Raw genomic sequence first — 10,142 nt, 5'->3', positions numbered from 1 at the left:
ATCACACGCATCGATGAGGAATTCGAGCGCCGCACCCTGCCCGACCCCAACAACATCGAGTTTGCGGTGTTCGGCTGGTGGTGGACCAGAATGCGAGAACGCTGACGGGCCCCGGACCCGCGCCCTCAATCGAACGACACCGTCACCCTCCGCGACGACTCCCCAAGATCTGTGCCAGAACCGAGAACGGACAGCAGATCTTCACGACTTCGGGAGGCACCGCTGTCCGGCCCCGTTCGATCGGGGCAGCAGTACTCGAGCTTCACCTCCGCGGACCATTCCGCCCTTCCGGCCATCGAACAAGGTTGCGGGTGCTGGGTGCGATCCTGCATGCATGAACCATCTCGGCGACGCGCACCTGCGCACCTGCGCACCTGGACGCAGCGCTTCGGGGGCTGTAAGCACTCGTCGATGCACCACCGGGTCCCGGCCGCTCGATGACTCATCGAGCGGGTGAGCCGCGACGGCCCGGCCGGATGCTTCTCGTTGCTCGCTCAACTTCGGCCAGTTACACACTGTTTGAGCCATCCGAAGATCCATAACCTGTGGTCGCTGACACTCCGTCCCCGAGCAAGGAGTCCCGTGTCCACTGCCCAGCAGGTGCCCGACATCCTCTCGCCCGAGTTCGCGGCGAACCCCTACCCCGCCTACGCGGTGATGCGGGAAGAAATACCCTTGTTCTGGCACGAGGCCACCCGCAGTTACATCATCTCCCGCTACACCGACGTCGAGCGGGTCTTCAAGGACAAGAAATCGGAGTTCACCACCGACAACTACGACTGGCAGCTGGAGCCCGTCCACGGCAAGACGATTCTCCAGCTCAGCGGACGTGACCACGCGGTGCGGCGGGCCCTGGTGGCTCCCGCCTTCCGGGGTGGCGACCTGCGGGAGAGGTTTGTGCCGGTCATCGAGCGCAACTCGCGCGAACTGATAGACCGCTTCCGGCACGCCGGCTCCGCCGACATCGTCCAGGACTTCGCGACCCGCTTCCCGGTCAACGTCATCGCGGACATGCTGGGCCTGGACAAGGCCGACCACAACCGCTTCCACGGCTGGTACACGGCGGTCATCGCCTTTCTCGGCAACCTCTCGGGGGATCCCGAGGTGACCGCGGCGGGTGAGCGCACCCGGGTGGAGTTCGCCGAGTACATGATTCCGATCATTCAGGGGCGCCGCGAACACCCCGGTGACGACCTGCTGTCGACGCTCTGCGCCGCCGAGGTCGACGGCGTGCGGATGAGCGACGAGGACATCAAGGCCTTCTGCAGCCTCCTGCTCGCCGCCGGCGGGGAGACCACGGACAAAGCGATCGCCGGCATCCTGGCCAACCTGCTGCGGCACCCGGAGCAGATGGCGGCGGTCCGGGCCGACCGGAGTCTGATCCCCGCCGCGTTCGCCGAGACGTTGCGGTACAGCCCTCCCGTTCACATGATCATGAGGCAGTCGGCCACCGACGTGGAGGTCAGCGGTGGCACCATCCCGGCGGGTGCGACGGTGACCTGTCTCATCGGCGCCGCCAACCGGGACGAGTGCCGCTTCCGCGACCCCGACCGGTTCGACATCTTCCGCGACGACCTGAGCACGACGTCGGCGTTCTCGGCCGCCGCCGACCACCTTGCCTTCGCTCTCGGACGTCACTTCTGCGTCGGCGCACTGCTGGCCAAGGCGGAGGTCGAGATCGGCCTGAACCAGTTGCTCGACGCCATGCCCGACCTCCGGCTGGCCGACGGCTTCGACCCGGTCGAGCACGGCGTGTTCACCCGGGGTCCGCAGTCACTGCCGGTGTGCTTCACCCCCGTCACCGGCTGAGCGCCGCTGGGTCGCCGCCCCGGACCCTGCCCCGGACCCTGCCCCGGACCCCGCCTCGGGGCGGCGACCCGCCGCCCGCCCGTTCCCGCACCGGGTGCGAAGGAACGGACGGATGGGGAGCCCGGGGGCCGGGCCGGGCCGCTACCGGACCGAGGGGGTGAACCGCACCGGAAGGGAGGTAAGACCGCGCATCCAGACGGACGGACGCCAGGTCAGCTCCTCCGTCTCCACGCCCAGGACGAGGTCGGGCAGGTGCTCCATGAGCGTCTCCACCGCCGTACGCGCCATGACGTCGGCCAGGAGCGGAGCGGGATAGGGGCAGCGGTGCTCGCCGTTGCTGAAGGACAGATGCGCGGAGTTCTCGGCGCCCACGTGCGACTCGGGCCAGATCTGCGGATCGGTGTTGGCCGCGGCGAGCCCCAGGACCAGACAGTCGCCGGCGCGGATGAGCCGACCGCCGAGCTGGGTGTCACGCACCGCCCAGCGACCGATGAAATTCTGCGTCGGCGTGTCCAGCCACAGCACCTCGTTCAGGGCCTCGCCGACGCTGATCCGGCCGCCCGAGACGTTGACCGCGAAGCGCTCGTCCGTCAGCAGCAGCCGCAGTGTGTTGCAGATCCAGTTGGCGGTGGGCTGCTGTGCCGCGGCGATCACCGAGATCAGGTCCTGCACCAGCTCCTCGTCACTGAGGCCGGCCGGGTCGAGCAGCATCCGCGAGGTGACGTCGGGGCCGGGACGCTCCCGCTTCTCCTTCACCAGCCGCATGATGCGCTCCCCGACGCGCCCGTACGCCGCGACCGGGTCGTCGCCCTCACCGGCGTCCAGCGAGATGCGCAGGTCGTCGACGAGCTGCTCGGTGTCCGCGCTGCCCTGCGGCATCCCGCACATCCACAGCACGGCCCGGGCCGGCAGCGCGTGCGCGAACATGCTCATGAGTTCCGCCTCGCCGCTGCCCGAGAACGAGGCGATCAGCTGTTCGGCGATCAGCCGGCACTCGCGGGTCAGCTCGAACTGGTCGACGCCCTCCAGAGCCTGCGTGATCACACCCGCACGCCGCCGGTGCTCCGGCCCCTCGGTGAAGAGCACCGAGGGCTGGTAGCCGACGAACGGCAGCAGAGGCCAGTCCGGCGGGATGTTCGGCCACTGGTTCCAGCGCCGGGAGTCCCGCGCGAACAACTCGTCGTGGCTGGTCACGTAGGACACCTCGGGATAGCCGAGCACCAGCCAGGCGGGAATGTCGCCGTCGAGCAGGACCGGGGCGACGGGCCCCTGCTCCCGGCGCATCGTGCGGTACAGCTGCGAGGGCGTCCGCTGGTACTCCAGTCCGCCCAGCCGTACGGCACCGCGGTGGGCCGGGCAGCCGGAAGCGGGCGTACCGGCGGACGGGGTGGGTTCGCTCACGGTGTCCTCTCCTGTATCAGTGCCAGCGCGTGGAGGTGCTCCACCAGAGCGATGAGGACCTCCTTGCCGGACGACCTGAGGCGCGCGTCGCAGTCGATCATGGGTACGTGCTCACGGAGGGCGAGGGCCTGGCGGATCTCCTCCAGGGAGAACCGGTTGTCGTCGTCGTCGAACCGGTTGACGGCCACCACGAACGGCGTCCGGTGATGTTCCAGCCGGTCGATCGCGTACCAGGAGTCCTCCATGCGGCGTGTGTCCACGAGGACGACCGCACCCAGCGTGCCGGAGAACAACCGGTCCCACAGGAACCAGAAGCGTTCCTGTCCCGGGGCGCCGAACAGGTACAGGACCATGTGCTCGTTGAGACTGATCCGCCCGAAGTCGAAGGCGACGGTGGTGGTCGTCTTGCGTTCCACGCCGGCCGTTTCGTCGACGCCCTGCCCCGCCTGCGTCATCACCTCTTCGGTGTTCAGCGGCCGGATCTCACTGACCGAGCGCACCAGGGTGGTCTTGCCGACCCCGAAACCGCCCACGACGACGATCTTCAGGCCGGTCTCGGCGGCATCGGCCAGCGGCGTGCGCTGAAAGGGCAGCTCAGAGGTTGCGGAGCCCATGGAGCACCTCCTGGAGCAGGGCGGTTTCGGAGAGGTCCGCGACGGACGCGGCCGCGCGGGGGTGACGGGCGCTCACCTTGCCCATGGCATGGAGGTCGCCGAGGAGGATCCGGACGACGGTGATGGGCAGCTTCAGCTCGGCGGCGATCTCGACCACGGCCGTCGGATGCCGGCACAGCTCGAGGATCCGCACGTGCTCGGACTGCATCCCGAGGGCGGGCTCGCACTCACTGACGACGAGTGTCACCAGGTCGAACGAGTCGTCCGCTTCGCTGCGCCCGCCCGTGACGGTGTACAACCGGTCGGGATCACCCACGTCCACGGGTTTGTGGATCACGTGGAGGCACCTCGGGTGGCGGTCGTGCGCGGCTCGGCCCGCAGGTGCTCACCGATCTGCTCGACCATCTCCGTCATCCGGTGTCCCACGACTCCCGGGTCTGCGCTCTCCTCCGCGATGACGGCCAAGTGGGCGCCCTGGCCGGCGTCGACGATGAACAGCAGCCCGCCGTGGAACTCCGTCATGGAGTGCCGGACACCGCCCGACCCGTCGCCGAACTCCACGGACGCGCCCTGTGCGAGCGCCTGGATGCCCGAGCAGATCGCCGCGAGCTGGTCGGCCTGGTCGAGCGTCATGTGCTCGGTCCAGCACAGTTTCAGGCCGTCCCGGGACAGGACGAGGGCGTGCCGCGTGGCCGGCGTGCGCTCCAAGAGGTTCGTCAGGAGCCAGGTGAGGCTGTTGTCAGTGGTGTCCATGGTGGGTGGGCCGGGTGGCGACCTTCGGGGTCGTCCGGCCCGTTCCTCCAATCCAACGAGGTGCGGCGAATCGGTGCGGGGGCGGTGCGGCCGGTGCGGCAGCAGCCGGTGGGGAATCTGGGGGGCTAGCTCTCGCTGCCGGTCGCCCCGGTCTCGGTCTCGGTCCCGGTCCTGGTCTCGATTCCGGTCCTGGTCTCGATCTCGGTCCCGGTCTCGGAGCCGGTCACGGCGCCGGTGGCACCGCCGGTTCGGCGGCCGCGGTGGAAGGCGCCGAACCGCGTTCCGGCGTCACGCGCCGGATCCGGCCGGCCCGCGCGGGGCGGCTCGGCCGCCTGCTTGGGCCGGCTCCGTTCCGCCTCGGCCATGGTGCGTCCGGGGGCGCGGACGGGCAGTCCGTTGGGGGTGGCCGGGCCGCGTCTGCGGGGCAACTGCGCGGCAGGCGCCGGGTCGTCGGCCGTGGCCGCCTGAGGGTGCACGGTGGTGGGGTGCTCCTCGATCGCGGGGGTGTGGGCGGCCGGGACTTCCAAGGTGGGCCGGGGCCGCTCGGCGGGTACCGCCTCGCGCTGCTGGGCGATGAGCTCGGGTGGCAGGAGCACGACGACGCCGGTGCCGCCTCGCGACGAGGGGCGGTAGCTGACGCTGATGCCGTACTTGACGGCGAGCCGCCCGACCACGCCCAGACCGAGGCGGGTGCCCTGCAGGGAGGCGAGGTCGGTGACCTTGCCCGACACGGACTCCTTCGCCCGGCGCAGGGCGGCGTCGGACATCTTCAGCCCGCTGTCCTCGATCGTGACGACCAGACCGGCGCTGCCCTCCTCGACGTAGACGTGTACCTCGTCGATGGGTGGGGAGAAGTTGGCGGCATTGTCCATGAGTTCGGCAAGCAGGTGCATCACGCCCTCGGCGGCGAAGCCCGCGATCGCCGCCCGGCTGGAGTTGTGCAGGCGCACCCGCCGGTAGGCGGCGATCCGGCCGACCGCGCCGCGCAGGATGCTCTCGACCACGATGGGCTTGTTCCAGACCCGGCTGGAGCGGCCGCCCATCAGCAGTGCCAGCCGGTCGGTCATCAGCCCCAGCTGGGAGGTGCTGTGGTCCAGACGCAGCAGATCGCCGAAGACCTCCTGACCGTGACGTTCCTGCATGTCCCGCAGCTCGGCGAGCATGCTGACGGTCTTGGCCTGGACCCGGCCCAGAGCCTTCGCGGAGGCTGCCTGAGCCGCCGAGGAACGACGTTCGCTGTGGGCGAGGTCGCGCACGAACGCTTCGGCCGTGGCGCGCAGCGGTGGGTTGCGCGGCCACTCGAACGCGGCAAGGACCGTGTCGGCGGAGCTGCCCTCCCGCAGCATGGTCACGGCCGCGGGCAGTGTGCGCTCGGTCAACTGCCGCAATTCCTCGCCGACTGTGCTCAACTCGCCGCTCATCGAGTCGAGTTCGCGCCGCAATTCGCCCGCTCGCCGCACCGCCTCGCTCATCTCCGTCGCGAAGACGTGCAGCACCCTGCGCAGGTACGGGTCGGAAGGGGAGGGGACACCGGACAGGGCCTCGTCCGCGCCGGTGCCGTCGTTCAGCCGGGACACCAGGGCGGGCAGGACGGTGTTGACCAGCTGCGCCGCCTCGGCGCCTTGCTGCGCCCAGTTGTTCTTGGTCATCTCCAGTTCGCTGCCGCGTGCCGCCGACTGGTTGCGGGCACGGCGCAGCAGGACGGAGGCGACGGCGGTGACGGCGGCGAGGCAGACCCAGGCGACTGCCGCCGTGCCGAGCACCCACGAACGGACGCCTGCGGGGGCCAGGAAGGTCACCGCACCGGCGGCGAGGGCTGTCCCGACCAGCGTGACGGGGAAGACGGCGGGGGAGGAGCGTGCCCCTTTGGAGGATCGGCGCTGGCGGGTTGGGGCAGGCACTGGCATTCCGCGGTCCCTCGGTCCGTGAGAGCAGAAGGTGTATCGACTGGAGCATCCCCCGGGGTCCCGGAAGGTGATGAACACCTTCCGGATCGAACACATGGCACATGCTAGCGACGACGGCACCCCGGAATATGCCTCGGGGAACCGGAGTTGGGCCTGGAAGCCTACTTCGTCGAGAAAAGACAGTGCCGGACGTGGCGTGTGATAAACCGATCCTGCTCCACCGTGAGTACAGGTAGGGGGTACACGGTGGTTGTCCGACGTTCCGTCACGGCTCGATGGGGTGGACGGTTACCCAAAGTCGTGTCGTGACGAGTGCTTTCGGCCAAGTTGCGGTCCCTCCGCTCCTCTCCGACGCGCCGGTACTCGCGGACAGCGCCGGGACAAATCGAGACAGGTGTCGCGTACCTGGGACAGTGAGGGCCGCCTCGGGCTGTGAGTTCCCCTGAGACGGGACCCGGTACAGCCTGCGTTCGGTGGAGCGCCGCGTCGTCGACCGGGCTGAGGTCGGCCGCGGGGCAGTTGCCCGAGGTGAAACGCGCTCACTCGTGACTTCGAACTCACCGGAAGCGTCCGGCGCTGCGCAGCACCCGAGCCGGAGCCTGATGCGTGGGCAGCGGGTGGGCCGGCAACGCCGCGGAGCACCACTTTATGGCCCTTCTCGCAGCCGACACCCGTGATCAGCTTGCCTGGCTTGGCGGGCGCGAGCTGGAGACGAAGGACGTCGTTGAAGAGGTGGAGCTCCTCTGCCGCGTCTGCGAAGGACTCGCGGACCGCGGGGGCTTCGAGCCCGAGGATCTGCGCCGTCTTCGGGCCATCGGCCGTCGCCTCGGCGAAATCGATGCCAGCTGCCGCGTCGGCCTCTGGGCCAACGCCCTGGCCGCAGATCCGGCGTGGGACGACATCCGTGCTCTCGCCCGCAACTTTCTCCTCACGGCGCTGGGCGACTGGCGTCAGCCACTGCCACGCCCCGTGCGCCCGTAAGCGGGCGACCACTGAGCATCAGGCCGCCTGTGCGGCGCTGAAGCAGCTGGCGCCGCACACACGAAAACGCAGGGAACGTCGTGGCGACGTTCGGATGGGCGTCGGCGGGTAGGCCGCCGCACGGCGCCTGCCAGACCTCGGCAGCCGCCTCTCGGGTCGAAACTCAAGCAGCGTTCGAATTCTCGGTGGGCTCTCGTGCCTCCCGAAGTCGTGAAGATCTGCAATCCGTTCTCGGTTCTGGCACAGATCTTGGGGAGTCGTCGCGGAGGGTGACGGTGTCGTTCGATTGAGGGCGCGGGTCCGGGGCCCGTCAGCGTTCCCGCATTCTGGTCCACCACCAGCCGAACACCGCAAACTCGATGTTGTTGGGGTCGGGCAGGGTGCGGCGCTCGAATTCCTCATCGATGCGTGTGATCAGTCGGCCCAGGTCCCGTTGCGCTCCGGAAGAAAGGTGCCGCATCGCCCGCTCGAGGTCATCACGGGCATCTCCTACCCCGGGCGATTCGAACTCGGAGGCATCCAGGTAGCGTCCCGGCTGGTTAAAGGCTCGCTCGAAACACGAGAGCGCATTGGCGACCGCGTTGGGCCACATCTCCTGGTCTTCGACCCGGCGGATCGCTGCACGAGTCCGCGCAGAGACACCGCGGACGCTCAGGACCGAACACTGCCATCGTGGCCGCCACCGCTCTGCACGGACGGCCTTGGGACGCCTACGCGGCATCGCCCTTTCGGATCAACATGAGGCCATCCTGCCACTGCTGGGCACCTGTTTGCGCAGTGCGGCCAAGTCAGTGGCGAGCTCGTCCACCGCCGCAAAGGTGACGTGCCCCACGGTGACGAGGTGAGCCAGCGACCCGGAGCAGGCCAAGTGCCACTTGGCCACCACCCAGGCCGGTGGCCGGGTGAAGGTGACGGTCAGCGACTGGGGAACGTTTTTCGGGTCTGCTCCTACCTGCTGGAGCCGGTCGACGGCGTAGGCGGCCACTTCCTGGCAGCGACTGATCAACGCCGCCATTCCGCTACGTCCCAGACCACGCAGTCGAGCCCAGAGCAGCAGCGAGGCAAGGCCACTACGTGAGCAAGCCAAGGTGTGGTCGGTGGCGCCGATGTACTCCCTGCTGGCCGTAGCCGGCAGCAGCTCACGCCGCACCAATGACACGCCCGCAGGCACGGGCATTCCCAACACCTTGTGCCCGGAGACGTTGAGCGAATCGGCGCCGTGGGCGAGACCCGCCCGAAGCCGGTAGAGCCTCCTTCAGGTGCTGAACGAGCTGCTGGAGGAGCCCTATGCCTATGACATGGACGACAGAAGGCACATCGTCGGGGTGACGTCCGTGCCGGGCGGTTGCATCGTCACCCAGCCCTAGGGATACGCGCCGCACATGAGGGAGACGGGCTGGTTCGACTTCGCCGGCCCACGTCCGGAAACCCGATACTGAGGGCATTGCTGCCGCTGATCCTGTGGCCCGCAGCATCCTGGAGCCCTGCCCGGCCGCGACAGGCCGCGCTACCTGCCCTCAGGGCCGCTTTCAGCGGCATGTAAAGACCCAACGTGACCTCAAGGCAGGCCAGGGCAAGTAACCCGGCAGAACATGGTCCGGGGGCAGTAGAAACCACCCCCCGACCATGTCTAAAAGTTGAAAACGTGAATGGTCATCAGAGGTGGCCGTCTCGGGGCGCTCAGCCGCCGTACTCGATCGCCACGCCGCCGACGCCTGTGCCGTACGGCCCGCAGCCGACACCCGCGTAAAGGGTGCTGCCCGCCGGCACATACACCCAATTCGAGTAGGTGTCGGGGGCCCAGCCGCAGATGGCGCGTATGGAGAATGCGTGCATCTGCGTCCCGGGGTTGTGGCACTGGCCATAGGCCATATCGTTCGCGATCCAGGTGCTGCACTGCAGCACGTTAGGTTCCGCAGCCGCCGCGGGTGAGGCAGTCGCGAGACCGACTCCGCCAGCGAGAGCGATCCCCGCAGCTCCGGTGACGAATGCGCGTTTCAAGAGGTTCTTCATGGCTTGCCCTTCTGTTGCGCCCTGCGTGGGCGTCCTGCGTGAAAGGGTAGGAGACAGGCAGCCAACCGAGACCCTGACAGATGTCAGGGCTCACGAGCATTGCCTGGTGGCGAGAAGAAAAATCTGTGTATTGCCGACCCGGAAAACCCGGACGCCGTTGTCATTGACCGCCACGCACACGCGACATCGCCGTGCGTGAGATCTACGGGCAGCGGGACCGGGGATTGGGAGCAGTCGGCCGAAACAAGCTTCTCGCGGACTGCTACCGGGCCGCAGCACAGGAAATCGGAGAAGTCCCCAGTAAAGTACTGGCCGTTACTTGGGTGGCCCACATCGAGCGGGCTCGATAAGTCCCCGGGGGTGTGGTGTGGTTCCAGAGCTTATCCGGTGCTACGGTTTGAAGCACGGGGGTGGCCCGGTTCTACCAAAGGTACATGCTGCATCACTTGATGCACGGCCACCCACCCCAGCCTCCCTCTCCTCGCTGCCCGGGCCGAAGGCCCGTTGGCCGCACCGCGCAGCGGGGCCGGCCTTGGGCGCGGAGCGCCCCCGGGTGGCTGGAGCGCAGCGAAGGCCACCCCTAAGGGGCCGCAGGCCCCGCGCTCCCGGGAGCGCAGCGGACGGAGCGTCACCGGCCGTGCGAAGCAAGGCCGGTGGGCTGCTC

The 10,142-nt window shown here is 68.7% G+C and carries 10 protein-coding genes and 1 pseudogene; 3 read left to right on the top strand and 8 right to left on the bottom strand.

Annotated features, from left to right (window positions below):
- Positions 1–582 precede the first annotated feature (582 nt).
- The gene (locus tag ACZ4M5_RS34585; RefSeq protein WP_467743050.1) at positions 583–1,809 is read left to right on the top strand and encodes a cytochrome P450; all 1,227 of its coding nucleotides are present in this window, start codon (positions 583–585) and stop codon (positions 1,807–1,809) included.
- A 141-nt stretch (positions 1,810–1,950) separates the two neighbouring features.
- Here the strand turns inward: ACZ4M5_RS34585 and ACZ4M5_RS34580 are convergent, their stop codons facing one another.
- The 5 genes from ACZ4M5_RS34580 to ACZ4M5_RS34560 all read right to left on the bottom strand — a co-directional run bounded on the left by ACZ4M5_RS34580 (position 1,951) and on the right by ACZ4M5_RS34560 (position 6,484).
- Complete coding sequence (locus ACZ4M5_RS34580) at positions 1,951–3,210, bottom strand: cytochrome P450 (protein ID WP_467743048.1); 1,260 nt, start codon at positions 3,208–3,210, stop codon at positions 1,951–1,953.
- Positions 3,207–3,824, bottom strand: a complete 618-nt coding sequence (locus tag ACZ4M5_RS34575) for a GTP-binding protein (protein ID WP_467743046.1) — start codon at positions 3,822–3,824, stop codon at positions 3,207–3,209. The genes ACZ4M5_RS34580 and ACZ4M5_RS34575 overlap by 4 nt, the downstream gene beginning before the upstream one ends.
- Positions 3,805–4,161, bottom strand: coding sequence for a DUF742 domain-containing protein (locus tag ACZ4M5_RS34570; protein ID WP_467743044.1), 357 nt, complete (start codon positions 4,159–4,161; stop codon positions 3,805–3,807). Before ACZ4M5_RS34570 ends, ACZ4M5_RS34575 begins: the two co-directional genes overlap by 20 nt.
- A complete protein-coding gene (locus ACZ4M5_RS34565; protein WP_467743042.1) occupies positions 4,158–4,577 on the bottom strand; it encodes a roadblock/LC7 domain-containing protein in 420 nt (139 codons plus the stop codon). Before ACZ4M5_RS34565 ends, ACZ4M5_RS34570 begins: the two co-directional genes overlap by 4 nt.
- A 125-nt stretch (positions 4,578–4,702) precedes the next feature.
- A complete protein-coding gene (locus tag ACZ4M5_RS34560; protein ID WP_467743040.1) occupies positions 4,703–6,484 on the bottom strand; it encodes an ATP-binding protein in 1,782 nt (593 codons plus the stop codon).
- Between the two features lie 648 nt (positions 6,485–7,132).
- Between ACZ4M5_RS34560 and ACZ4M5_RS34555 the strand changes: the two genes are divergently transcribed.
- Positions 7,133–7,465: a hypothetical protein gene (locus tag ACZ4M5_RS34555; protein ID WP_467743038.1), complete on the top strand. Its 333-nt coding sequence runs from the start codon at positions 7,133–7,135 to the stop codon at positions 7,463–7,465.
- A gap of 310 nt (positions 7,466–7,775) precedes the next feature.
- Here the strand turns inward: ACZ4M5_RS34555 and ACZ4M5_RS34550 are convergent, their stop codons facing one another.
- The 3 genes and pseudogenes from ACZ4M5_RS34550 to ACZ4M5_RS34540 all read right to left on the bottom strand — a co-directional run bounded on the left by ACZ4M5_RS34550 (position 7,776) and on the right by ACZ4M5_RS34540 (position 9,478).
- Positions 7,776–8,057: a hypothetical protein gene (locus tag ACZ4M5_RS34550; protein ID WP_467743036.1), complete on the bottom strand. Its 282-nt coding sequence runs from the start codon at positions 8,055–8,057 to the stop codon at positions 7,776–7,778.
- 141 nt (positions 8,058–8,198) lie between these two features.
- Positions 8,199–8,669: pseudogene (locus ACZ4M5_RS34545) on the bottom strand (PLP-dependent aminotransferase family protein); the annotation flags it as partial.
- Positions 8,670–9,145: 476 nt separating this feature from the next.
- A complete protein-coding gene (locus tag ACZ4M5_RS34540; RefSeq protein WP_467743034.1) occupies positions 9,146–9,478 on the bottom strand; it encodes a hypothetical protein in 333 nt (110 codons plus the stop codon).
- 191 nt (positions 9,479–9,669) lie between these two features.
- Between ACZ4M5_RS34540 and ACZ4M5_RS34535 the strand changes: the two genes are divergently transcribed.
- Entirely contained in the window at positions 9,670–9,828 is a 159-nt protein-coding gene (locus ACZ4M5_RS34535; protein ID WP_467743032.1) for a DUF7178 family protein, read from the top strand.
- Positions 9,829–10,142: the final 314 nt, after the last annotated feature.

Source organism: Streptomyces sp. NPDC026246, assembly GCF_055567995.1.
The sequence above is the reverse complement of the archived record's forward strand: the minus strand, read 5'-3'. Positions and strand labels throughout refer to the sequence as shown.

Coding starts and splice junctions, on each gene's coding strand:
- ACZ4M5_RS34575 (WP_467743046.1), bottom strand. CDS start 3,824: ATGGGCTCCGCAACCTCTGAGCTGCCCTTTCAGCGCACGCCGCTGGCC.
- ACZ4M5_RS34565 (WP_467743042.1), bottom strand. CDS start 4,577: ATGGACACCACTGACAACAGCCTCACCTGGCTCCTGACGAACCTCTTG.
- ACZ4M5_RS34560 (WP_467743040.1), bottom strand. CDS start 6,484: ATGCCAGTGCCTGCCCCAACCCGCCAGCGCCGATCCTCCAAAGGGGCA.
- ACZ4M5_RS34555 (WP_467743038.1), top strand. CDS start 7,133: ATGGCCCTTCTCGCAGCCGACACCCGTGATCAGCTTGCCTGGCTTGGC.
- ACZ4M5_RS34550 (WP_467743036.1), bottom strand. CDS start 8,057: ATGTGGCCCAACGCGGTCGCCAATGCGCTCTCGTGTTTCGAGCGAGCC.
- ACZ4M5_RS34540 (WP_467743034.1), bottom strand. CDS start 9,478: ATGAAGAACCTCTTGAAACGCGCATTCGTCACCGGAGCTGCGGGGATC.